This window comes from Paenibacillus ginsengarvi (assembly GCF_003626695.1).
In the GTDB taxonomy this organism is placed as follows: domain Bacteria; phylum Bacillota; class Bacilli; order Paenibacillales; family NBRC-103111; genus Paenibacillus_AB; species Paenibacillus_AB ginsengarvi.
Map to the genome: position 1 here is coordinate 47,478 of NZ_RBAH01000028.1, position 24,131 is coordinate 71,608.

Consider the following 24,131-nt stretch of genomic DNA (forward strand, 5'->3'; position numbering starts at 1 on the left):
GAGTCTTATGGCCAGTTGAGGGCTAAAACCTTAATTCTCGTTTCAAAATTAAAGTGCAGCCACCTTTATCCAGCCCTTCCACAGCGCGGACAAAGGGTCTATGAGCTTTAATCTGGTAACGTTATAAAGGTGACCTTACTTCGTCAGGCGGTACGTTTCGAGCTGGATATAGTTCAGGTACTCCACAGGAAACTGGCGAGACTCCACCAGCTTCATCGTATATCCGATTTCCTTCAACTGCTCTATCATGTCGTGAAAATCGCCTTTTACCGTTCTCGGGACAATCAGGTTCTTGCTTTGAAGGAACAAGCGCTTCCCATACGAACGCTCATCCGCCTTAAAATCCCGCAGATTTTTAATCAGGTCGAGCTTCAGTTTGTTCCGCCGCTCCACCATAGGCAGGCTGTAAATCCGTTTCAATTCGACGCTCCCCAATCCCCAGATATCCCGAAACGTTCCATCCGCCAGTTCCGCTCTCGGGATCGTAGGCAGGTCGGCCAGCAGGTGAAAGTGAAGCGTACCGCGCTGCTGGAAGGAACGAACAGCGAGATACTTAAAATCGTCGTACCGCTCCCGCATCCGCTTCACCCAGTTCTCATAGTCCTTCGACGCTTCATCCAGCGTCACGTCCGGCTTCGCGTAGGTCAAGGTGATGAACTTATGGCCCGGGCTAAAGTTCCGATCCATTAGGTGACAGAAGCGATCTCGCTCCGCCAGTTTAAGTCGTCCTGGCTTAGGCGTTCGATCAGAGCGATTTCGTGTGCGCTCCTCCTCATCCGGCGGTTCTAAAACAGCCGAATAGACCCGTTTCTGTAAGTCCGTCAGACTCCGGTCGGATTGAATCGCTTCAATCTCCGCTAAACGCTGGCTTTTCGATTTACGGCTGCTTCCCTCCGATATCTCCCGTCCGTATACTTTCACTCGCAGGCAATCTCCAATTCTCGTCATCTGGCAGTTATATCCCATCGCCCAGCCCTCCTCGGTTTATTCGCGCCCCATTGAGGCGTTTACCGTAAATAAACCGGGGGGATACATGTGTACTCCGTGGGGTTCATATGAAAATACCAGAAGGGGAAGTGATTTCTTCAATACGCCCGGCATATCCGGCAAGGGGGGCGCGGGGGAGTATGGTTACAGCCCGTTTAAACAAGTCGTAGCAGGCTGTTCATTAGGGGCTGGGGAAAACCTTTCCGAATACGCAAAAAATCCCCCGTCAGCGACTACGGGACGTTCTACGTCCATGTCGTCGCCAGCGGGGGCGTGTGGGGAATATGATCATTCAGAGAACAACGGAATATCAGGGCATTTCAATCATAAGCAGATACCTCGCATAAATTCCTAATATCACTAAGCTGACGAGCGAAGCGAAGTCCTCCGAGCGTTAGCGAGGAGCGAGCACATCCATTCTCCATAGTCCGAAAACAACCCAGGCTTCTATGGGCATGGGCTGCCCACGGATATTCAAGCTGCTCGTTCCTGCTTGTGACCTCCTCGCTTCGCTTCGTCCCTTTCCTTTCCCTTCGGTCTTCGGGGGAGAGCCAGATGTTCAGGTGTGAATTCAGCTTCACTTCTGAATATCGCACCCCCTTTTATTTAAAGCGTTAACGTGATAAAGAACACAATGGACTCTTGGGGACTTTTGTACAGTAAAGTACCCGACAGAGTAACGATTCTCAAGTGCCCTTATAAAAATCCCCTGTATTTCCCACATAGGACCGTATATCACGTTTTCCATAACATTCATCCGTAGCTCTCATCCATATCGCAGGTCGAAAATCCGATACCCCGAGTAGTTACAGGCGATAGAAACGGGGCAATTCCCATTTCTATCCGCAGAACAGGCGAACGATCACGCAGGACTGCAGCATCCACCTACGGCGATTTCCGGGCGTTTTACGCCCATTCGTTGCTATGAGGTGGAAGTCATTCAGATGACCGCTGACATAGTACCTAGCTTATCTTTGGTCCACTAAACCGTCAATCGCCTATGGCCTGATTCATTTACCACTGGGTAGGGACAAAAACCTTAAGGAAATGAGCCCTCAAGGTCTTAGTGACTAGGAAATCCCTAAGTCATGTTTAGTTTTTCCAAGTAAATCAAGAACTCTTGTTAATTGGGAAAGACTTCCCGAATACGCGAAAAGCCCCCGTCAGACTATGGGACGTTCTACGTCCATATCGTCGTCAACGGGAGCATACGGGATATTTAAGTCCAATTTCTCAGTTTCAAATTGAACTTTTTGCTACCCAAATAATGCCGGTTATAATTCTAAATCCGGTAGAAACTTTTTAGTATTTCCGATCTCAACCATTTGATCAACCAGATGCTGAACATACTGTTCTCGACTTGTTGGAAGAATGACAATACCTCCTATTTTTTTTACGTTGCCAATGATATTCTCAATTCTTAACGTTAACCGCTCTACCCAATAATCGTTCAACCAAGGGAAACAGTACACTTGTTTACCACAAGCAAAGCCAATAGCAGCTGAAGCACTATATCGTTCAGTACTGATGCTGTGTATGGGCCTGTCTAATCTTTCAGGTGTTAGTCTAAAAAGTTCTACAATTTCATCGAATGAATGACTCGGGTTTGAAAATAAGCCGTCTTGAATAAGCTGACGAATTGTTTTGGTTTTTTTGTTCCAGAAATACTTCTTTCTATAGTCGTTATCGTCGCCAATGTAACAAACATTTTTTCTCAACAAAGATGAACTAGCCATCATATTATTGTATTCTATTTTACCATTATACGAATCCGTTCTCCCAGAAAGTACGTATGATAATGTCCATCCGCCAGATCCGCAATCTGAAATAATTCCATAGGCTTTTCCCCCCATAAAAGAATAGGAAAAATTCACACAACTATCTCTCATCATTCCATAACTGAACAATTCCGGTTCACATGCATGGGTTAGTTCAGCTATTATTACTTGAACCAAGTCGACGGATCGTTCCATACCTTCCTAAACCCCACTTCCCTAGCATTCGTAATAAACACAGGTCCTCTGGATTCAACTTCAGCAATTTCATATAGAGCTCCGGTAACCCCAGTATCTTTTACACCAAATCTATTTACGTGAACTTGAAACTCAATTAACGTTTCGTGTCTTGCGCCTGCATCTATTGCCTCCTTAAGTGTTGGCTTTCGATTAAATGCGAATACTTTCTGTGCTTCCAATGTACTGCCACCCAGCATACCGGTCCCTATGATAGATGCTGCTGCTTCCTTTGTAGTTGCATGGTACATCGTCTTCATCTTACCGCCCGGACCGGGCGTAACAAACCCAGCTACAAAACCACTGCCATAAGCTATACCAGCAGCAGTGCCTGAAATGTACTGAGGATCACCAATATTCGGGGTATTGGCACCGAGTGAATCCGCCAATCCTTTACCGACATAAGTAAGACTTTCTGCTATTGGATCAAGGTGGTCTGCTTCTCCATAGAATACGCTTCTTGAGATATCAGAAGTATACTTTGCTCTTACGGCATTGGCGCTGTCATGAAAATATTGCATCGCCTTTTTATCGTTAACTATTTCTGCTGTCCTGAACTGACTTGTATAGGAGTAGAGTAGTGAAGCATCGACATCTGATAATCCTAAATATTCATCACCTTCCATGATATGTCCTGAGGGGTCAACATACCTCAACGGATTATTACTCACATACGTATACAAATTCAAACTAAGAGGATTCGCAATATCCCCTTCATACGTATCCTTATTAATAAACCGCCCCAGTGTCGGGTCATAGTACCTAGCCCGTAGATATATCATTCCGCTTTCGTCATCCTGCGGCTCGCCCGTGTATCGGTAGGGATTGTTCATCCCTTCGATCTTGCTAAGAACATTGCCCCATATATCATAGTCATACGTGTTAATGGGGGTACCTGCTGCATCCTTGATGGCGACCACATCACCGTGACCGTTGTAAAAATAATACCCTGCCTTCGCCGTCGTGTTATCCTGTCTCCATAATAACTCATTCCCCCAAATATTCCGAGCCTTTACATTGCCGCTCGCATCGAGTTCCTCAATAACTTTGCCGTTCAGATACACAAACCGTGTCAAAATGCCGTTTACCGTCTTGGATGCACGAAGACCGTCGCCATAATAGGTATAGGAAGCATGAGTTCCTGTATCATCGCTGAACGTTTTCAATTGATTGACCGCATTGTACGCAAACTGTTGATTCGCTCCAAAATTCAGTGCAGGATCGCTCTGCAAGCTTAGCCGGTTGCCCCGATCGTCATATGTATACGAGCGAGAGCCTTGCGCACCGCTTTCGGCCTTAATCCGATTTACTCCATCATACTGATACGTCAGCGAAGAACCGTTTCGGGTAATCGCCGCAATATTCCCCATCCCGTCATAAGTAAAGGACTCGTTCCAGAGTTCAGAGCCCTGGACATGCTTCTGGGACGTCAGTTCTTTAAACGCATCCGTCCGTTTTTCTTGCTTCTGGTTGTTGGGGTAACGAATTTCATACTTATTTTCGTTTGTAGCAATTGTATAGTCATACTCTACGGTCCCCATCCCCGGATACGCAACAGTCTTCATCCGGTTGACGTTGTCGTATGTGTAAGTAGTTTTCAGTTGGTCCGGAAACGTCAACTGCTGCAAGCGATCGAACGCATCATACGTAAAGCCGTACGTCTTCCCTGCCGCCACCTGTGCATCCAGCCGTTTCCATACATCGTAGTGATAGTTGACTGTTTCATTTTCGCTGCTAGACATTCCCGTCAATAACCGGGTTCCGGCATCATATGTCTGTTGCTTCCAGTACAGCTCCGTACCTGCGCTATTCGTAACCGATGTGCGATCCTCTTCATAATACGGGGTATACGTATAATGATATGTCTGTACGGCCTTATCGGTATAGGTCTGAATCAACCCGTTGGCCTTGTACGTATATCTTTCTTGCACCCCCGCTGCGTCGGTCTTGATCAGCGGCCAGCCGATTTCGTTGTACGAGACTCCTTTTTGCTGCACTCCATTCGTATACTGGGCAATTAGCTTGCCTTGACCGTTATACGCATACGTAAACTTTTGATCCAGATCGTCTTGAACAAAAGTGAGATTACCGGCTCCGTCGTACCCGTAACGAGTTGTCTGGGTCGTCCCTTGACTCGTCACTTGCTTCTCGATCATTTGATCCAGACTGTTGTAGCCCAACGTGGTCGTACGTGTTTTGGTCGGGCTTTTCTCCACGATTTTCTCGTCTCGGCCAAAGCGGTCCTTGTACGTCCAAATTTCGCGCCCGTCCGGCTCGATGGATCTGGTTGTGAGTTGGCGCCAACTGGTGGAGTTGTCCGCCTTCGTCGCAGTATTCGCATAATACATTTGCGTAACTTGCCCCAGTGCATTGGTTGTCCGGTATAGACCGTACGGGCCGTAGGCAAACTCGGTTTTCAAACTGTTTTGCCCATAGGGGAGCGTCTGGATTTTTAACGTGCCGGTACTGTCATAGGTTTGGACTTGCGTCGTACGGACTTCCGATGTGACAGGCTGTTTGTCCACGTAGTTGATTTCCGGATCCCATTCAACGGTACCGTTGCCGCTGAGCGTAAAATCAATCGTATCCCCCGCATTGACACTCATTTGTTGAACCATCGGTTTTGGCGTGAAATCGTTCGCCCCAATCGACAGTCCGCTCACGCCTGCAGGTGGCCAATTGAATTGGGGAGCAATGTTTTTGATCACGAAAATGGATACCGGTCCATTATTTTTAAGCGTAACGTTTCCTGAAATTTGAATCGTTCCTGCATACGGTGCCGTCCATCGTCTTGATGTCGTTGTGTCATTGGTTTGTTGGGTAGTCGCCGTAATGGTCCTGTAAGCTACCCCCCACGCCGTCGCCGTTGATGCATCCCACTGCTTGGGGGAAGAAGCATCCCATTGCAAGGGTGCAAACACCTCGTAAAGCGTCTGACCGTCCTCATCGGTTACGGTATGTTTATACATGTACGACCATTGGTAATTCCCCTGAGTTGAGGAAAAACCGGTCGAAGCTTTATAGACATACGGATCATAGAATTTCTGTTGTTTCTCTATTTCTCCGTACGGTGTATACGTCGTTGCCACATGCTCGCCATCAGGGCTGATCGTTGTTATTTTTCGGTTCAAATCATCGTAGAGTATGGTCGTCTTGCGAACCGCTCCTCCTACCGGCGTAAACGTCTCTTCAACCGGGCGGTTTTTGTGATCGTAGCGATACTCCACATAACTGTTGTCCGGATATGTACGTTTGGTCAGCTGATCTCTATTGTTGTATTGATACCCCGCTGTTGACGTTTGTTGCGGCTGGCCGACACTCAAGGTAACCTGGCTCGAGCTGCCGACGACATGCAGCCCTTTGCTGTCATACGCGAGTGTTTTCTCAGTAACGGTAGGCTGAAGGCCGTACTGGCTGCCGGAAGTCGTAACTTTGACCGTAGTCGGCACGCTCCGGGTGGGATCGTAGTTCAAATATTCCTCGACAACGGTATCGGTTTTGAATGCTCCGCTCGCCGCATCCCTATACGTGCTTGTATTCGTTATTTTATAAACGTCATAATAGGTTAACGTGCAAGTTTCCGTTTGCATCGTGTCTTCATTGTAGCAAGAATACGACCGGGTAAGTGGCATGTATTCCAGTACCTTTTCCGCTACCAGGCTTCCGTCCGATGCTGTTGTTTTGGTGTAGGTTAAAGCATGGTACGGGCCGCCGTATTGGTTTTCCGTCTTGTTCCCTTTCGCATCTTCTTGATAGACGACGTAACCGTACGTATCGTATTCGGCTTTAGTCAGCGTCGCATAATTGTTTACATTCGCCGGGAGATTACGATTGTTACCGTAGCGCAAAAAGTCCGCAATCCCGGGAGGTTTTGGATCGCTAGTCCCCCCATCTACCCACTGCTTGATCAGATAAGGCCGTGTCTGGCCGGGATCGTATTGATACGATACGACTTCCGTATCCGTGACCCGGTATTGCTGGTTGTTCTCCGCAACTTGAATAGGCGTTGGCGACGCGCTTTTCGTTATGGCAGTATAGCGTTTTGCCATGCTTTCCAAGGTGGTTGTGAAATATTCGGTCGTTTCCGTCTCTGAGAAGCCATCGTAGTTGGTTTGGATAATCGTTGCAGGCTGGCTGCCGTCGCGGTAACTCCCCGCTTGGGATAGGTGAAAATTGCCTTGCACACCGCTGGTTTTGGGATAGGCCCAAATCTCCGGCGCTTGATCGGCCTTGCCGCTCAAGGTCCGAGATAATCGCTTCTGCGTCCCATCTTGGGCTTGATAGTCGTAGTATACGTTCACGACTGGATGATAACCGGTATAAAGCACATTGAAAGCATCTCTGAACGATCGGACGGTCCCTCGTTTACGCGAGCGTTCTTCAAAGGAGCCATACGTATTCCAGTTCGGATCGTAAGCTTGATACGTATAGGTTGTTTTAAACCCGATGTCGTCATTGACCTCTTTCAGCAACAAATAATTGATCGTAGCAAAGACTTGGTTTTTCTTTTGGTCGACCAAGGAGTTCTCTACCGGTTGCCCATTTACGGTGACGTCCAGGATCGGTTGACCGGTTGCATTGACACTGTATTTGATGTCGTCCTCGTTCGTCGCATCGGCCATCCATTCATTGGGATCGTAATACGTATACGATTTGAGGGTCCGGGAGCTCTGCACGTCGACGACCTTATCTAATCGTACATATCCGTATACACGCACGTACTCGTCATTGTATACAAGTGTCCTATCGTATCGAATATGATGCGTTTGGTTCCCCGCCGGATCTTGCACAAGTATGCTTTTCATTCCCGAACTATCCATTTCAATCGTTACTTTTCGCCCGACGGTATCGGAAATAATGAGTTTTCCGGATACATAAGAACTATGGCCGTCGTACCATAAGTCCCCCCGAGTATAGCGAATGACATCGCCATAGGGATTGCTTTTGGACACGATTCCGTTGGAAGCAAGTTGATACGTCGAACTTCCTAATCTGTTGTAATAAAAAGTATAGGTAATGGAATCATCGACAACCAAGTAGTAGTAGGAATGATCAAAAGACCAATTTAAAGTTACGTTTTCATCTACCACATTGAACGGTTTATTCGAACCGCCTTTGAATTGATAGACCTGTCCATCCTCCAAGGTGATGGTTGTCACGATATCGTATCCACGGGCGTTGTAGAAGCCGTAGCCTAGTTGCGGATGTATTTGATGTTCGAACACGGGTTTCGTCGATTGCGTAATGGTCGGGATATTCAGCGTCCATCCTGTCGCAATTGCATTTTGCCGAATACCTGCATACAAGTCGTCCTGTTCTCGCATAACCCCACAGTCTGTGGTCGGATCCTCTTCATTGTAAACGGGGTCAAAAAATGAAGGACCGCTTTCCGTGCAACTGATAACAGGTCCTGAACCACTATAGATGGACCGAAGATAGGTCGTCTGTGCGCTAATGGAGTTGTAGCTGCGAACCAGGTTGAGATCAAGACCGTGTAAACCCGGTAACGATACATCCGCATCCTGCTGGGTGCTAGTTCGATGGATCATATCGATACTTCCATCAGTCGTAGTTTTATACACAACCGGCTCTATCGGTTTCCGATACGTCGCATCGTCGATTTGGGTGGTATTTGTCAAGTTTGCTTTGTAAACAGAACCGGTTACCGTCGATTTGGACTCCAATCCTTTCCCATAAACCGAACTCTGTACGACCGAGATTCCTTGTCCCGAGGAATTCGGTACTCGGATTTCCGTCTTCGCCTTCATGATGTTGATCACAGCCGGTGTATACTGGGCCATGATTCTTTGTTCTTCGCTACTTAGCGAAGCCACTTTGCTGCTCACTTCTTCATTCGTCCAGCGTAAAACGGTATCCAGCTCACTGGTACGTAACAAAGCGGAAAGCGTTGGATAATAAAAAGACGCAAGCTGCAGCATTTCAACCGAGTAGTTGGTTTTGATTCCCTCCAGTTCGGTAGGTGTAAACGTTCCTCCGCTTGGTTGAAGTATCCCTCCGACTCCTAGAGTCTCGTTATACACGGAAGAAACTACACTATTGCCGGTTTCGAATTGTGTTGGAAACGACTCCTTGGCATAAGTCATCGAAGGAACAACGGTTGTGACCAGTATAACGATAAGTAACGTATAAAGACTCCATTTTTTCATCTATTTGGTCCTTTCGGGTAAGTAGTATATTGCGTATAGATTTACTACTAATTCGGTAAATGTAATGTCGTACCGATCAGATTCCCATTGGCGTCGTATTGATAATCTATCTTTCTTCCATTTGGGAAAAGTATATAATCCACTTTTCCGGCAGAATCATAGTAATATTTTTGTGGCCCAAATATATGGGTATAATAAAACACTTCGCTTGAAGAAGAGACATTGCCCGTAGGATCTTTTGCTTTAATTGTAATTACATACGCGTGACCGAGTGGTACATTCGAAAGTGTGATCGTATTGGTTGGGCTGCTCCCTATCCACATCGAACTGTCGTAAATGTCATAACTAACTACACCTTTGTTATCCGTAGACGCATTCCAAGTTAGCGTAATCGAATTTTCGCTCCTGGCAGTCATACTGATATTGGACGGTGTAGTCGGCGGTTCGGTATCCAAGTAAACGATACTGATATTGCTTCGGAACACCCAATTTGACCATTCCATACCGTCAAATACACGGACTGCAAAACTCCATCCTCCAAATGCCAGCGGCGGAGCCACGTGACTATTGGCCGATGAATTCACTTCCCCTGAATTATAGGCCCATGTGTTCCAATTATCTTGCGTTCCGACCACTTGATAAGCAGTTTGGGCTTGTCCGTCCAAATCACCGTAATTCCAAGAGAAGGTAAGGATATTATTTGTCACTTGTTGTCCATCCGAATATGAAGTAATAGCCAGCGTCGGAATGCTGTTTATCTTAAAGTAACTCGGAGCCGAATACGGTGATATCGCCCCCTTGTTGTCTTGGACGCTAACTTGCCAATTGTACGTCACATTTGGGGCCATAATTCCCCCCGGCACAATGAATGACGTCCCACTAGATCCAACCCAGCCCGAATCGTAAATTGGATTTGCTCCATTCTTTATAACGATGTTGTAGGCAGATTGCGTATTTCCAGCGTCAGGATCTGTAAAGATCCAGTTTAAAGTGGGAGTACCGCCCACAATCAATTGCGGAGTGGCGGAATTTCCGCTGCCCGGATACGTTCCACTTGGGGCATTGGGCGCTCGGTTATGACGTATGGTGAAAGGAGCCGACTGCCCCCAGTTTCCGTACATGGCCCCTACGCCTGTATCCAGTGCCCGTACACGAACATAGGCATTGGTCGTTTCAGGCTGATTAGTGAAATCGAAGTTATAACTTGTAACTCCCGGATTTGTCAGAGAAACGATATCGTTCCAGGATGCTCCTCCGTTCGTCGATAATTGAACGTGATACCTAATTTGGTATGGTGGTGTATCGACATCCGAGGCTGCGCTCCAATTGATGGATTGGATCCCGTCTAAGATACTTCCGCTCGTTGGAGTAAGAACTGTGGGCACGCTTGGTGCATCATTGTAATCCACAGTTATATATCCAAGGTTAGAGCCACTAAGGTTATAAAGGCTATAGGAGCCAAAGGAATAAAGACCATTATGATGAGGAAACTCATTGATAAATGCTAATCCGTAATTGGGAGAGATTCCGTTATGCCACTGTGACACTGGATTCGTAATATCCCAACTAAAGTACGATTCCGCGAATAGCTGCGGAGTCCCGGTTGCCGAAGAGGACCATGATCCGTCAAATTGCGGTTGATTATTCCACGTGATAGCGTTTTGATTCCACGGCTGGGCTACTCGGTAAACTTGCGTTTTATATATAGGGTAAACATAATAATTTTCCCTGCCATATAAGTATAAAGTTGCGTTTCTTATTGCCGCCCCCGCAGGTATCGATGAAATATTATACTGAACCAGCCCACGGTACGTGTATAATTCCCCGTCATCTCCAGGCATTTCCCTGCCAGCTACAAAAGAACTTGTATTGCCTCTAGTAGGATTATAGTAATTGTCGTTGGATACTTGTGCCGACTGTTGGATGCTGTTTGAAGCAATAGTAACCGTCGGATCAATCATAATAGGATAAGCCAGGTCAATGGAGTCATAGAGTACATCGATGAATGCTCGGTTCCCGTCTCGTCTTATAGATTGATTTACATCGCGATAAACTCCAGATGCATCAATCAGCCAAGCAGGTTGCAGAGCAAATTCGTTCGATAGCGATTCGTTTAAGGCTCCCGTCACTTCATAGCTAAATGTATGAGGAGCATCGGGACTTTTCAGGATTAGAGTTTCTTTAATGCCGTTATCCACTACTTGAAGAAGAACATCGGTTTGATTCCATGCATTTTCATACTGCATGCCCGAATGCTCGTACACCGTTCCCGTCACGTTAGAAGCCCCCACTGGAACGAACGAGAGGCGCTCGTTATTTTTGGCAATTGAATAACCCTGTACGAACCGGTTCGGTAAAGTGGCGTCGAATGGAACTTGCGGTGCTTTATAATGTTCCTCTTGAGGGAGAACGCCTTTAAGACGGATAGCTTTGTTGGTAGCTGCCAGTTCTTTGATCGATTGGGCACTCGCTTTGGAAAGCCGTGCATATACGCTGTCCAATACCGACTCCTTGTAGATCGATGTGTCGATATCATACAGTTTGCCGTCTTCGGCTTCATAATGCTGATCTTGCATCGTTATTATGGCTTTGTATGTCCCGTCTTTTCGTAAAAAATGCTTACTGGTTGGCGTTCTTTTTTCAACTACTTCACCTAGTAATTCCGGATCTTCTTGAAGCAGTTTCCTCGTTTTCTCGGATGTCGGTTGATACACCTGATGTGTGACCACATCGGTCTGTATCTGCGCATAGACGTCGTGACTTATACTTGATAACGTTTCCATACCAGCTGTCGCCTGATAAGTCGATGCATAGACCGAATAGGTCTGACTAATCAGTGTTACGACCAGCAGGAGTGAAGCAAAGCCAGTCCATTTTTTTCGCAAACATATTCCTCCTCGAATGATATGCAATTCAAACAACATTTTACATTTTTTCAACATGATACAAACGGGTATTTACACCATTTTACAACTACCAACATTTTTCATTGTGTAGAGAACTCCATCCAAAGTAGCAATTTTCGGCCATGAACTAAGCATTTCGATTCAGCGATCAATCATAAATCAGCAATCTTTTTTACCCTCCCTTCCCCTTCCGATTTACTAAAAAGAAAAAAGCCAGCCAATTCGGCTGACCTGTTTCAAAGAATTACTTGCGCTTCCCTAGCACCAGTATAATGATCTCACTAAGAGGAGGCTATTTTTGTCCAATGTGTCAATTCACCATTCCGCACCTATTCGGTCTCCACAACTCACCCCACCATCGTACAATTGCCGCCCTTCGACTTCGACTCGTACAAGGCGCGGTCGGCGGCTTCGAGCCAAGGCCGGTACTGATCGTTTTGCGGCCTGGCGGTGGCGACTCCGGCGCTGATCGTGACGTGGCCAACGCGGGAAGCGGGATGTTCGAGCCCCAGCCGGTTCACCGCTTCATGCAGGGCAGCGCAATAGCCTCGTACCCCGTCCTCATCCACGCCCGGCAAAATGACGGCGAATTCCTCGCCGCCGTAACGGGCCACGAAATCGCGGGACCGCTTGAGCCCGCTTTGCAGGGCGGAGGCGACCGCGATCAGGCAATCGTCTCCCTTCAGATGGCCGTAAGCGTCATTGTAAGGCTTGAACAGATCGATATCGATCATAATCAGCGAGAGGCTGCGGCCATTTTTCAGCGCCAGGCTCCATTCCTCGGCAATACGGGCATCGAAGGCTCTCCGGTTGGAAACTCCGGTGAGGCCATCTTTGTACGACAGCCGTTCCATCACTTCGTTTTTACGCTCCAGCTCTTTGCGCTGGACGAACTCCACGATTTTGTACCGCTCCATCACATAACCGACTACGGCGGAACCGAACAAGGTCGAGAGTACATACAGATTGCCGTTAATGTGAGACAAGTACAAGACATGCGTCACATCGAAGTGCGACGAATTATGGGCGAAAAAGACGGCTGCCGCATGACCGGCCGCGAGCAGGGCTGAAACGGCCGTCGCTTGAATCCAACGCAGTCCGAACATTGTAAAGTTGGCGAACAGGATCAGCATCAGACCGGCAAAATAAAAATAGCTCGCCGGCTCCTCCGGATGCAGCACGGCGATGATGGCGATGCTGCCGCTTCCGGAAACAAGCTGGACGATAACCATAACCGTTTGCTGATGCCTTCGGAACATGGCTGTATACGTGACACCATAGCTTAGCAGCAAGAACGGCACCATCAGCCCGTAGCGAATGCCCCACGTCTCGTGCTTAGACACGGGTGCGGCCCAGATGTCGTCGATACCAAGCAGCGCGAACAGAAAGATCGAGACCATGATGCCGAAACGGAGAATGGAGAGATGTTTGCCGACAAAATAGTGTCCGAACTCTTCCTCCGATTCGGCCCCCGGGTGAAGGTTGAGTCTTTTTTTCAATCCGTACATCCAGCTATTCAACCTGATCTTCACCCCGTCAACATAGTATCGACCGCCGCTGTTACCGGCTGGCGGATGTCTCCGCTCTCCCGAGCCGCCAGCCGCACCCGACCAGCAGCAGTGCCGCGAAACCGAACGCCGCCGGCAGCCCGGCCAGATGCAGCAGCAAGGAACCGGCCATCGGCCCGAGCGTCATGCCCATATATCTTAAAAAGTTATACACGCCTACAGCGGTAGCCCGCTTTTGAAGAAACGCCGATGTCAGCAAGACGGTTTGTACCGGCAGCGATACGCCGACAAAAAAACCGAACAGCATGTCCGACGCGAGCAGCAGCAGCAAGGAATGCGACGCCGTCGCGATAAACAGCAAGACCGACACGGCCGTGATGTAACAGCCCAGAGTAGCGGCCAAATAAATAAAGTTGCCGAAAAGCAGCACCTTTCTTCGGCCGATCGAATCGGTCAACGGCCCATAAACCATCTGCATCAAAGCCAAACATAGCGTATACAGCGACACCGTCATGTTGACCCAAAACGAGGTTGTATGAAAGACACCGTATTCGTATTCGTTTTCTTCCGTACATGACATCAGGACCGCATCGGTTTGAGCGGTCCCAGCTTCCTTGCATTACTACTATGGTTGCCCGCCGGTGGCGGTCATCATTCGGCCTGCGGGCGGCTGTACAATCATCCAGGATACTTCATGACCCGGAGTCAGCCACTCGACTCGGGCGTTCAGAAATCCGCGCCGGTTCAAAATATGGTCCAGAAAGTCCCGGTGATAGCCCGGTACCCTTTCGTTGCCTTCAATACCGTCAAGTTTGACCCAGTGGGAGGTTTGTTTGTCCGGCTCCAGCGAAGCAAGCGTTCCTTCCACCTCGGAGGCGACAAACAAGAAGGCAACCGAGTGATACTCTGCCTCGCGGTTCAGAAACGTAATGACCCCGACCAGCTCCAGCCCGTCCACTTCCAGTCCCGTCTCCTCGCGCATTTCGCGAATGCAGGCCTGCTCGGCCGTCTCGTAGGTTTCCACGTGACCGCCCGGCGGAATATATTTCATATACGTTTTATAAACCGGATTCAGCTTTTGGATCATTGCGATTTGTCCATCGCGCACGGCGATGCACGAAACTTGAACACGGACCGAAGACATAGGTAGCCCCCCGACTGTTTGAGCAGTATTCATCCCCAACATTCGGATATTCTACGTCCGCGGTCCATTTCCTTTTTTTTCATGTAAATTATTTCGTAAGGCTATCGATCGTAATCGTACGGGCCGAGCCCAGCCTGTTTTTGATAACAAGCTCGGTGCCGTTGTTCGGGTAAATATTAAGGGCCCCGTCCACATCCGGATTCGTAGCGCCAACTTGGGTGTCCGCGCTTTTAGAGATAACGATGGGAGCTCCCGCTCCATTGACAACAAGAATCGCATAGTTTCCGCCATAATCGCTGGCGATCATGAAAATGCCCCTCTGCGGATTGCCTCGCGATTTTAGTACGACCGACGCGTCGTCCGCTACGACGTACGATTCCATAAACTTTTTGCCGCCATAGGTTGTGAAGTGCGACGACGAGAAGTATGAGCTATTCGCTCCCGCAAGGTTGACGACCCCGAGCGTACCCGGCGCAAAATGATTCGTGGTCACCATATTCCGGTCGCAGCCGACTTGTTCTTCAAATGCATAGGAGTGCGTCGTTCCGATCACTTTGTTGTCCGATACGACGCTGTCCGTCACATTTCGCAGCAAAATGGCCGCCTTGGAGCCGGAGACGCTCGGATTCATAATCATATTGCCGGAAATTTTGAGCTGTCTGGTCATGCAGCCGAGGACTCCCGCATAAATACCCGCACCGGATGCATTGTAGACCGAGTTGTCGCTGATCGTAATCCCTTCGCATGGCAGCGTCGGCGCGCCGGTTACCGTAATGCCGTAATAATTCGCGCAGACATGATCTGTTACCCGTATCGTATTGCCGGTAACGACGCAGTTTCGGACCGTTCCTCCCGAAGCGCCCCCGACATAAACAGCCGGCCCGATCGACCCGCCGATATGATTGGCCGGATTTTCCGAAGCGTGTACCGTATTGCCGACGACCGTGACATTTTCGACGATGCCGTGCGTATTCAAGTAGGCGGGAGTGCCGTCGCCCCAAGCTTCCAGCCCGATGCATTTGCGGTAACAATCGATGAACACATTGTTCGAGATCATCCCGTCCTTGACGTTGCCGAAGGCGATGCCGAAATTGTTGCTTTGCTCGATCCGGCAGCCCTCCACGATCACATCCTGGCTTTGTATCGTCGCATAGGCGTTAAAGACGGAAACCCCAAGAGCTCCGCTTTCGGCAGAGCTTTTGCCCCTGACCGTCACACGGCTGATTCTCAGATGATGGATGCCGCCCAAAATAATGCCGTGCTGGGCGTTCGCCCCGGACCGGTCCACGCAAAAATCGTAAAGACCGATAGCGGTTTGAAGCGAATCGTACGGAGAGGTAATGATTCGATTCGTTGGCACATTGAATACGCCTTTGATGACAGTCGAGTCGCCCTGGCCTCTTAATTTCACGCCTGACTTTAGCACGATCATGCTTTTGACCGTTATCAATCCGGGAGGAAGACAAATCTCCCCGCCTCCGGAAGAGCTGAGTTCATTAATTTTTTCATTCAAAAAGGCCGATGCATCCGGCATTTCGGTAATGCTCGCCCCTATGTTGCAGCACGCCGGGCAAGGCTTGTCGCCATACACCGCTTCCGTCACCGAATGCTGTTCCTTCCCGAATGCCGTCCCTGCGGCCGTGTACAGCATAGCCGTCGCCCCCGCCGCCACTCCGAGCGAAGCGAGCAATTTCCTTCTGCTCATGTTCACCTGATCGTCCATTGTCTTCTATCCCTCCATTCGTTTATCGTTTCTACTTCCCATCTATTTCCGCGATTTTAGCGTTAAGAATGGCCGCAGCCTGGCTAAGCGACGTATTCGTATCCTTCGCACCCGTAATGATGTCCGTAAAAGACGTTGTGATCACGCTTTGGGCGTGCCCGTCGTATTTCGTATACACGCGCGGGTCGGCAAATTTGGCGGCCATCATGGCCAGCGTATTTTTCCCCTTCAAGTCGGGCGAATCTTGCCCGAAGACGGCCCGGACCGATTGGCTTTTGAGCACGGGAGGATTGCCGATTCTCGCCTGCTCCATTTGTACTTCGTCCGAAGTCAGATGGGCGATCGCCTGAAACGCCTCCTCCTTATGCTTGCTGGTCGAGGAAATGCTGAAATAGGCGGGATAAGGCTGAGCGCTTACACCTGGCCGGTCTTTAAACGTCGGGAACGTGACGACGTCCCAATTCATCCCGTCGCCCGCCCTCGGATAATTCGAAGAGAAAGTGGCGTACATGGCGGCCGTCCGATCTTTATAGAACATATCGCTTTGCGCGCCGCCTGCGAGCACCTTCGCATCCGCTTCGTACCCCGGCACTTGAAAAAAACGGACGAAATTATCCATGAACGGGTTCCACCGTCCGTTGTCGAACGCCGCTTTTTTCGTCTTCGGGTCGATAAAGTCCAGCGAATATTGATTCGTCATGGCCAAATGCTGCGGCGAGGAAACAAATCCCCGATAAAGCTGCCCTCCCTCGTTCCGGGTCATTTTCTTGGCGATTTCATAAGCATCGTCCCACGTCATGCCGTCCTTCGGATAAGCGACGCCGGATTTGTCGAACAGATCCTTATTGTAGAACAGCACCATGGAGGTGGCTTTTATCGGCAAAGCGAGCACTTTGCCTCCCGACATATTGCGCACCATATCGATCGTCGAAGGCTCGAACCGGTTCAAATCGAACTTGCCCGCCTGGATCGACTCCGCCAAATCGAGCGATATTCCGCTGTCGATAACGCCGGGCAAAGCGCCGATGGAAGTAAAGATGACGTCGATGTCCGCTTTGGCGACGATCAGTTCCTGGAGCGTGTTTCCTTTCGTGCTTTGCAGGAATTTAATCGAGATGTGTGGATACTTACGCTTGATCGGATCGCCGTAATCCCTCATGAAGTCTGCGTCCGGGTAACCGGTAGCGGTATACAGGAACGTCAGCTCCACAGGATCGGGCTGCTTGGACGGCGACGGTGTCACCGTATTCGGATCCGCTGCCGGGGTACTCGAACCGCAAGCCGAGGCTACGGCCAGCAGCAGAGGTGCGCACAAGAAGCGGCATACTTTTTTGTTCATTTTCTTCGTTCCTCCCGAGTGTGTGATTCAATTGCACGGTGATGACAAATGCCGTAAACGTCCCCTTATGAATGCGCTTTATTTTTTCCGGAAGCCCGCCACCTCCCCAAGGCATTTGGTATAATAATCCGTAACTACCTTGACTATAGATGGATAAACGCCATGTATCCATGAACGTGGTTTCGATTTGAGCGGAAAATGGATCGGAGGATGCCATGCGATGCTGTACAAAATGTCTCGATTAGCCAGGCTGGACGTCAAGTATGTCGATTTGTGCGATGCGAATCATCCTACGTTTTTCGCGGAGCATCACAATCCGAACTACGAGTTGATTGCAGTAGCCGAGGGGAACGTGCATTTGGAGGTCGAGGGCGAGCGGCTGGTGTTGTCGGCGGGCATTGTTTGCTGCTGAAGCCTTGGGAGACGCATGGAGGGTGGAAACCCGGGGAACGGCAGGGGAGGTTTTTCTGGGCGCAATTTTCGTGCGATCCCGTCATGGACGAATTTTTATTGCATCAAGCGTCCGAGCTTACTATTATCCATGCCTCGCAGTTGGAACTGAGGACGATCGAGCGAAGCAGCGACGATCCGTTAGTCATCCCCCGATTGTTCCGGCCCAAGCGGATTTATAAAATGCTCGGTTTGTTCGAAGAGCTTTTGGAGACATGCAAAAAACCGAAAGGCAACTTTCGGTTTCATGCGACGATATTGCTTGCCGAGACGCTCCGGCTCATCTCCGACGATTGGCTCGAGCATACAAAGCTGGATACGGCTGCGCCTACGTCATATCGGACCTACCGCAGAATGATCAGCTACTTGAACGATTATTATACGGAGGACATCCCCAAACAAAATTTGGAGCACTTCATGGACCGCAAGTACGAATATTTGTGTCACGTGTTCAAAAAGTATGCAAATACGAACATCCAGCAATACGTTCACCAGCTGCGCACGCAGCGCGCCAAATATTTGCTCCATCATACGAGCAAAAGTGTGAAAAGTATCGCCCAGGAAGTCGGCTATCCCGACCCGTTTCATTTCAGCCGTATCTTCAAAAAGATCGAGGGGGTCGCTCCCCAGCATTATCGCGATAATGGTGTCCATAACCACCAGCAGCATGCGCCGGGAAGCCCCTAACGAGTTACTGCGAGACTTCCACGATCTTCATCAGATTCGTCGCTCCGCTCCGTCCTACCGGTACGCCGGCCGATACGATCACGGTATCGCCAGGCGACAGTACGCCGCTGCCGACGGCGCTTTGCAGCGACGAGGCGAGCATTTCGTCCGTGGTCGGCGCAGTTTCACCCTTCACCGGCACAACGCCCCAGACGAGACAAAGCCCGCCAAGCACTTTTTCGTTCGGCGTCACCGCAATGATCGGCACATTCGGCCGGTATTTGGATACCATCCGGGCGGTAAACCCGGTTTCCGTCGGCGTCAGGATCGCTTTCGGTCCCAGATCGAGCGAAGCTCCTACGACTGATTGGCTGATGACCTCGGTTACATTCGTCGGATGCAGGGCGATCTTCTGCTCGAACGACTCCCGGTACGGCAAAATCGTCTCCGTCTTCTCGGCGATACGCGCCATCGTGGCGACCGATTCGACCGGATATTTGCCCGCCGCCGTTTCCCCGGACAGCATGACCGCGTCGCTGCCGTCGAGCACCGCGTTGGAGATGTCGCTTGCCTCGGCGCGGGTAGGCCGCGGGTTCATCTGCATCGATTCCAGCATATGCGTCGCCGTAATGACCGGCTTGCCTGCTGCGTTGCAGGCCCGGATCATCCGTTTCTGCACGAGCGGTACGTCCTCGACCGGAATTTCTACGCCCAGATCGCCGCGCGCCACCATAATACCGTCGGACACCTCGATGATTTCGTTCAGATTGTCTACGCCTTCCTCGTTCTCGATCTTGGAAATGATCCGCACATGCCCCGCTCCATGCTGCTCCAGCACCTCGCGGATTTGTACGATATCCGCCGCTTTGCGCACGAAGGAGGCGGCGATAATATCGACGTTCTGCTCGACGCCGAAGCCGATATGCAAAATGTCGCGCTCGGTAACGCCCGGCAGTGAGGTGCGGACGCCCGGCAGATTGACGCCTTTGCGCGGCTTCAGCTTGCCGCCGCTCACGACGCGGCACACAACCTCGGTTCCTTCCGCCTGCTCAACCTCCAGCTCGATCAGACCGTCGTCGATCAATATTTTCGAGCCGGCCCCCACATCCCTCGGCAGATCCGGATAGTTAACCGCCACACGCTTGCCGTCACCGGTAACAGGCTCCGTCGTCAAAATAAACCGGTCGCCTTCGGCCAAGTCGTAAGAAGGCTCGGCCAGCATGCCGATCCGCACCTCCGGTCCTTTAATATCCATCAAAATGGCGACGACCGTCCCCGTCTCTCTGGCTGCCTGACGAACCCGCTCGATGCGGGCCGCATGCTCCTCCAGGCTGCCGTGCGCCATATTCAAGCGGGCTACATTCATCCCGGCGGCGATCATTTGTTTGAGCACGTCGACCGAATCGCAGGCCGGTCCCATCGTGCAGACGATTTTTGTTTTGCGCATTGCTGTGTCTCGTTCCTTTCGCGGATGAAGTGGGTATGTTTCTCCCATTGTAATCCCGGGCGCCGAAAGGCCGCTATGAAACATAGTACGCATCCTGTACAATAGTACGTAAACAACAGACGCGAAGGTGATATTCCGCCATGCTGCAAGTCGTAGATATTCGTCAGGACAAAGGAACGAAATGGTACGCCGAGAACGACTCTTTTACCCCGCTGCTCTCCTTCATATTTGTCACGTACGGCTCCTGCGTCTATTGGATTGGCGGCAGCAAGGTTGTATTGGAGAAGGGCGACATGCTGCTGCTATCCGAGCAGGCCTCCTACTACGGCAAAAGCATTCCAACCGTGCTCCACGAAAAATATGTGTTCGCGTTTCGCCTCGCGTCCCTTCTCCCCGACTTGTCCGTGCTTAAGCAAACCCCTTACGTTTTGTGGAAATCGGGCATGTACGAGCTGTTCGCAGACCGCTGCAAAACCGCATCCGATCAATGGAACGAGCGGCTCCCTTACCGGGAAACGATGGCTGCGGCACTGCTGCTGGAAATGCTCGTACTTGCGAGCCGCGAGCTAGACCGGGGCCGCCCGGCCGCCGAGACGTATCGGATGGCGGAGACGATGCGCAGCTACATTCAGCTCCATCACCGCGAACGGGTGACGAAGGAGCATCTCGGCGAGGCGATCGGCAAAAGCGCCAATTACGCCGCCACCGTGTTCAGCTCCGTGACCGGCCAAACGATCAGCGAATGCGTTCACGCCGCCCGGATGAAAACGGCGTCCTACATGCTGCGCCATTCGCTGCTGACGGTCGCCGAGATCGCCGAATACGTCGGCTACAGCGATCCGTCCTACTTTTACCGCATCTTCAAGAAAACGACCGGGCAGTTGCCCTCCGCGCTGCTGGCAGAGCGGGACGAGTCTGCGAATTAACGACGCATTCCGCGGCGGTCGGCCCCGCCGTGCAAAAAGGGGTGCCCGCCAGGCCGGGCTTGCGACAAGCCGCCGACGACCCCCCTTGCTATAGGCCAAGCGTTCCCGCCACAGAACGTTACGCCTTGTTCACCAACTGTTTGAGTACGGACTGCTCCGAAACGAGACTGCCGTTCAAAATATCCGCTTCGGTAACGATAGCCAGCAATATTTCTTTGGCCTTGCTCCGCTCGTGATCGTAGATAATGAATATACGCCCGTCCTCGGCCTGCACGACGTCCGGATAACTTACGTGGGAACGCTCGTCCAGCAGCAGATGCCCGGTCCAGCTGCGGCCCTCGTCCTCGGAGAGCATCGCCGTCAGATGGCTTCGGCGCCTGTACTGGTAATGATTGACCAGCAACAAACGGCCCGAGCGAAGACGACCGATATAAAAACGGGAGTCGGGCCCTCCAAGCGGAGACTGTCGGCCGGGCGTCCACGTTTTCCCGCCGTCCTGCGACACACTTTCGCCGATGCCGTAGAAGGCGCGGACGAGCATCCACAGGCTCCCGTCCTTGCGCTCCACGATCATATGCTCGTCAAAGCTCCGATTCGGGATGTCGGCATGGCCGAGCTTGCGAAACGTCTTGCCCTGATCGGCGGAATGCCACACGTTTGAGAAGCGCTCCTCCGGCAAATCGTTCAGCCCCGAGCTCTCGCAGGCCCAGACGGCGATCGGCAGCAGCCAATCTCCGTTCACAAGCACCGTCGGCTTATTCATCATAATCCCGTCGGCAATCCTTCTCGGCTCTGACCAGACCAGGCTTGCGTCGCCGGAGCTGTCGCAGGTGGCGGCAAACACGCCGCATCGTCCATCGTACCAGCCGTAGCTTTGCGCCCAGAACAGCCACAGGCGGCCGGACGGATCATGCCATAGGCATGGATCGTAAGCCCGGACGAGCCCGGGCGGGTCAACCGCATACAACACGTCCGACCATGTCCGGCCCTCGTCCCCGCTGGTAACGAGCGCGACGTAATTGTCCGGCCCCTCCTCCTCGCCCCCGCTATAAAACGCAGCCCACAGCCTTCCGTTCCCCGCGCATTCGATGCCCGGGATTCCTTGCCAATGGCGGGACAAATACATCTCTCCCACAGCTGCGGTCACCCGCGTGGGGCGCAGCGCCAAATCTTTGTCTTCCGTCAACTCCCGCTCCTCCTTCAGCTTAGAAGCATACGCCGGATTATTTCTTGTATACGCTTGCATTATTCTTACAGTTGCTGCATCCTTAGCCCGGCCACGTAGCCTAGTCGTTTCGAGATGTACTGGCTGCTTGCCGTGATATTGTCTACGATCGTCTTGCGAATCGGCCTCATTCTTTCCGTCGGTCCCGCGCAGCTAATCGCCCCGATGACTTTGCCGGTATAGTTGAACAGATAATGGAACAATGTTCCAAAATAATTGACAAAGCCATCATAATGGGACGTCGTTCCATTTGTCAACATTTTTTTAATCAATAAGTTAATTACTAACATCGGCATCCCATACCGTCCCTCTACGGGCATGCCAAAAAAAGCCTTATTGCCCTTCCGGCGCAATAAGGCTTTCCCCACGCAGGCGGAGGACCACCTCAAACATAAGGATTGTTTTGCTTCTCGAACCCGATCATCGTCGATTTCCCGTGACCCGGATACACCTTGGTCTCGTCCGGCAAATCGAACAACGTGCCGTGAATCGACTCGAGCAGCTGCCGTTCGCTGCCGCCCGGCAAATCCGTCCGTCCGACGGACAAGCGGAACAACACATCGCCGCAGAACAGCCTGTTTCCGAGCAGCAGACTGACGCTGCCGGGGGAATGGCCCGGTGTATGGAACACGCGGAACTTCTCCCCGAGCAGCTCCAGCGTCATGCCGCCATCCAGCGCATATTCCGCAGGGTCCGTGACGATCGGTCCGCCAAGCTCCGGCCATCTGGCGGAGCCGTTTTTCTTCGGATCAGACAACCAATCGGCCTCGGCGTCGTGTACGTAGACGGGGCATTTTTTCCATTTGCGCAGCTCGTCTACGCCGCCAATATGGTCGAAATGCGTATGGGTCAGCACGATCGCCTCGATCTCCATCGTTTCGATACGCTTAAACAGCGATTTCGGATTCATCCCCGGATCGATCACGATCCCTTTCGTCCGATCCGCATTCGATAGCAAGTAAGCGTTCGTTTGCAGCGGTCCGAGCTCGAAGCTTTCTACATTCAGCGTCATGAATACATCTCCGTTCGGCAATCGTCAAAAAGTCGAAATCAAGTCGCGCAGTTCCTTGGCGATGACCGCATGATAGCCAGTGCCTTCGCCGTACCGGGCCATGATCTCCGCCCGCGTCGCCTTGAGGTTGTCGTCGTAATCCGCCGCATTCCGGTCGGGATTGGCCTGCTTGAACTGAACCATCGCTTCCTGCACCTTCTGCGGACGAGGGCCCCATTGTCCGAGCACGAAGCCGCCCGTATCGGCGAAAATCACGATCGGAATCGAACGGCCGCCCATCGTCAGAAACTGGTCCATCGTATCGAGATTTTCCTCCATGATGAGCACCTCGACCGGCATTCCCGAGTTTTCGAGCACACGAAAAACAACCGGAACGTTGCGAACGACGTCGCCGCACCAGTCGGCCGCGAGAATCAGGCAGCGCAGATCGTCACGGTTGGACAGCGATACGAAAAAGTCGCGGTCATCGTCCGAGCTCCATTCGAAACGGTTGTACCAGTCCACAAATGTATCTTTGTTTTTCGTCATCGCATCGATAAACTGCTGCGGGGCTAATCCTTTGCCGAGCTTGTCGGCCACATTTTGGCTCATGCGTATTCCTCCCTCATTAGTGACACTG

Annotated in this window: 17 protein-coding genes; 3 read left to right on the plus strand and 14 right to left on the minus strand. The window is 51.0% G+C overall.

The window, feature by feature from the left end:
• Nucleotides 1-135: 135 nt before the first annotated feature.
• From D7M11_RS28935 to D7M11_RS28975, 9 genes are all read right to left on the minus strand, one after another.
• On the minus strand, nucleotides 136-687 hold the full coding sequence (locus D7M11_RS28935; RefSeq protein WP_193556307.1) for a rolling circle replication-associated protein: 552 nt from the start codon (nucleotides 685-687) through the stop codon (nucleotides 136-138).
• Nucleotides 688-2,261: 1,574 nt separating this feature from the next.
• Nucleotides 2,262-2,942, minus strand: coding sequence for an ATP-binding cassette domain-containing protein (locus D7M11_RS28940; RefSeq protein ID WP_193556308.1), 681 nt, complete (start codon nucleotides 2,940-2,942; stop codon nucleotides 2,262-2,264).
• Entirely contained in the window at nucleotides 2,930-9,166 is a 6,237-nt protein-coding gene (locus D7M11_RS28945; protein WP_120750758.1) for an RHS repeat domain-containing protein, read from the minus strand. Before D7M11_RS28945 ends, D7M11_RS28940 begins: the two co-directional genes overlap by 13 nt.
• A gap of 47 nt (nucleotides 9,167-9,213) precedes the next feature.
• On the minus strand, nucleotides 9,214-12,051 hold the full coding sequence (locus D7M11_RS28950; RefSeq protein WP_158606884.1) for a DNRLRE domain-containing protein: 2,838 nt from the start codon (nucleotides 12,049-12,051) through the stop codon (nucleotides 9,214-9,216).
• 368 nt (nucleotides 12,052-12,419) lie between these two features.
• Nucleotides 12,420-13,592 carry a GGDEF domain-containing protein gene (locus D7M11_RS37170; protein ID WP_205127128.1) on the minus strand — a complete coding sequence of 391 codons (1,173 nt, stop codon included), beginning with the start codon at nucleotides 13,590-13,592 and terminating at the stop codon, nucleotides 12,420-12,422.
• Between the two features lie 40 nt (nucleotides 13,593-13,632).
• On the minus strand, nucleotides 13,633-14,160 hold the full coding sequence (locus tag D7M11_RS28960) for an MFS transporter (RefSeq protein ID WP_120750760.1): 528 nt from the start codon (nucleotides 14,158-14,160) through the stop codon (nucleotides 13,633-13,635).
• A 45-nt stretch (nucleotides 14,161-14,205) separates the two neighbouring features.
• The gene (locus tag D7M11_RS28965; RefSeq protein WP_158606885.1) at nucleotides 14,206-14,724 is read right to left on the minus strand and encodes an NUDIX domain-containing protein; all 519 of its coding nucleotides are present in this window, start codon (nucleotides 14,722-14,724) and stop codon (nucleotides 14,206-14,208) included.
• 88 nt (nucleotides 14,725-14,812) lie between these two features.
• Complete coding sequence (locus D7M11_RS28970) at nucleotides 14,813-16,429, minus strand: right-handed parallel beta-helix repeat-containing protein (protein ID WP_193556309.1); 1,617 nt, start codon at nucleotides 16,427-16,429, stop codon at nucleotides 14,813-14,815.
• Nucleotides 16,430-16,478: 49 nt separating this feature from the next.
• A complete protein-coding gene (locus D7M11_RS28975) occupies nucleotides 16,479-17,786 on the minus strand; it encodes an ABC transporter substrate-binding protein (RefSeq protein WP_120750763.1) in 1,308 nt (435 codons plus the stop codon).
• Nucleotides 17,787-17,973: 187 nt separating this feature from the next.
• On the opposite strand from D7M11_RS28975, the gene D7M11_RS36575 reads away from it, so the two are divergent.
• Both D7M11_RS36575 and D7M11_RS28980 read left to right on the plus strand, forming a co-directional pair.
• Nucleotides 17,974-18,198, plus strand: a complete 225-nt coding sequence (locus D7M11_RS36575) for a hypothetical protein (protein ID WP_193556310.1) — start codon at nucleotides 17,974-17,976, stop codon at nucleotides 18,196-18,198.
• On the plus strand, nucleotides 18,189-18,923 hold the full coding sequence (locus D7M11_RS28980) for a helix-turn-helix transcriptional regulator (protein ID WP_158606887.1): 735 nt from the start codon (nucleotides 18,189-18,191) through the stop codon (nucleotides 18,921-18,923). Before D7M11_RS36575 ends, D7M11_RS28980 begins: the two co-directional genes overlap by 10 nt.
• A 4-nt stretch (nucleotides 18,924-18,927) precedes the next feature.
• On the opposite strand, the gene pyk is transcribed toward D7M11_RS28980, so the two are convergent.
• On the minus strand, nucleotides 18,928-20,349 hold the full coding sequence (gene pyk, locus D7M11_RS28985) for a pyruvate kinase (protein WP_120750765.1): 1,422 nt from the start codon (nucleotides 20,347-20,349) through the stop codon (nucleotides 18,928-18,930).
• A 140-nt stretch (nucleotides 20,350-20,489) separates the two neighbouring features.
• On the opposite strand from pyk, the gene D7M11_RS28990 reads away from it, so the two are divergent.
• The gene (locus D7M11_RS28990) at nucleotides 20,490-21,275 is read left to right on the plus strand and encodes a helix-turn-helix domain-containing protein (protein WP_120750766.1); all 786 of its coding nucleotides are present in this window, start codon (nucleotides 20,490-20,492) and stop codon (nucleotides 21,273-21,275) included.
• 118 nt (nucleotides 21,276-21,393) lie between these two features.
• On the opposite strand, the gene D7M11_RS28995 is transcribed toward D7M11_RS28990, so the two are convergent.
• The 4 genes from D7M11_RS28995 to D7M11_RS29010 all read right to left on the minus strand — a co-directional run bounded on the left by D7M11_RS28995 (nucleotide 21,394) and on the right by D7M11_RS29010 (nucleotide 24,103).
• Nucleotides 21,394-22,461 (minus strand): sialidase family protein, encoded by a 1,068-nt coding sequence (locus D7M11_RS28995; RefSeq protein WP_158606888.1) that lies wholly within the window; start codon nucleotides 22,459-22,461, stop codon nucleotides 21,394-21,396.
• 65 nt (nucleotides 22,462-22,526) lie between these two features.
• Nucleotides 22,527-22,760, minus strand: coding sequence for a hypothetical protein (locus D7M11_RS29000; RefSeq protein WP_193556312.1), 234 nt, complete (start codon nucleotides 22,758-22,760; stop codon nucleotides 22,527-22,529).
• A gap of 125 nt (nucleotides 22,761-22,885) precedes the next feature.
• Complete coding sequence (locus tag D7M11_RS29005) at nucleotides 22,886-23,512, minus strand: MBL fold metallo-hydrolase (RefSeq protein WP_120750769.1); 627 nt, start codon at nucleotides 23,510-23,512, stop codon at nucleotides 22,886-22,888.
• Between the two features lie 24 nt (nucleotides 23,513-23,536).
• Complete coding sequence (locus tag D7M11_RS29010) at nucleotides 23,537-24,103, minus strand: thioredoxin family protein (protein WP_120750770.1); 567 nt, start codon at nucleotides 24,101-24,103, stop codon at nucleotides 23,537-23,539.
• Nucleotides 24,104-24,131 lie beyond the last annotated feature (28 nt).

Excerpts from the sequence above, each read along its gene's own strand:
- D7M11_RS28975 (WP_120750763.1), bottom strand. The coding sequence starts at position 17,786 with ATGAACAAAAAAGTATGCCGCTTCTTGTGCGCACCTCTGCTGCTGGCC.
- D7M11_RS28960 (WP_120750760.1), bottom strand. The coding sequence starts at position 14,160 with ATGTCATGTACGGAAGAAAACGAATACGAATACGGTGTCTTTCATACA.
- D7M11_RS29000 (WP_193556312.1), bottom strand. The coding sequence starts at position 22,760 with ATGTTGACAAATGGAACGACGTCCCATTATGATGGCTTTGTCAATTAT.
- D7M11_RS28945 (WP_120750758.1), bottom strand. The coding sequence starts at position 9,166 with ATGAAAAAATGGAGTCTTTATACGTTACTTATCGTTATACTGGTCACA.
- D7M11_RS28990 (WP_120750766.1), top strand. The coding sequence starts at position 20,490 with ATGCTGCAAGTCGTAGATATTCGTCAGGACAAAGGAACGAAATGGTAC.
- pyk (WP_120750765.1), bottom strand. The coding sequence starts at position 20,349 with ATGCGCAAAACAAAAATCGTCTGCACGATGGGACCGGCCTGCGATTCG.
- D7M11_RS28970 (WP_193556309.1), bottom strand. The coding sequence starts at position 16,429 with ATGAGCAGAAGGAAATTGCTCGCTTCGCTCGGAGTGGCGGCGGGGGCG.
- D7M11_RS28965 (WP_158606885.1), bottom strand. The coding sequence starts at position 14,724 with ATGTCTTCGGTCCGTGTTCAAGTTTCGTGCATCGCCGTGCGCGATGGA.
- D7M11_RS29005 (WP_120750769.1), bottom strand. The coding sequence starts at position 23,512 with ATGACGCTGAATGTAGAAAGCTTCGAGCTCGGACCGCTGCAAACGAAC.
- D7M11_RS28935 (WP_193556307.1), bottom strand. The coding sequence starts at position 687 with ATGGATCGGAACTTTAGCCCGGGCCATAAGTTCATCACCTTGACCTAC.
- D7M11_RS29010 (WP_120750770.1), bottom strand. The coding sequence starts at position 24,103 with ATGAGCCAAAATGTGGCCGACAAGCTCGGCAAAGGATTAGCCCCGCAG.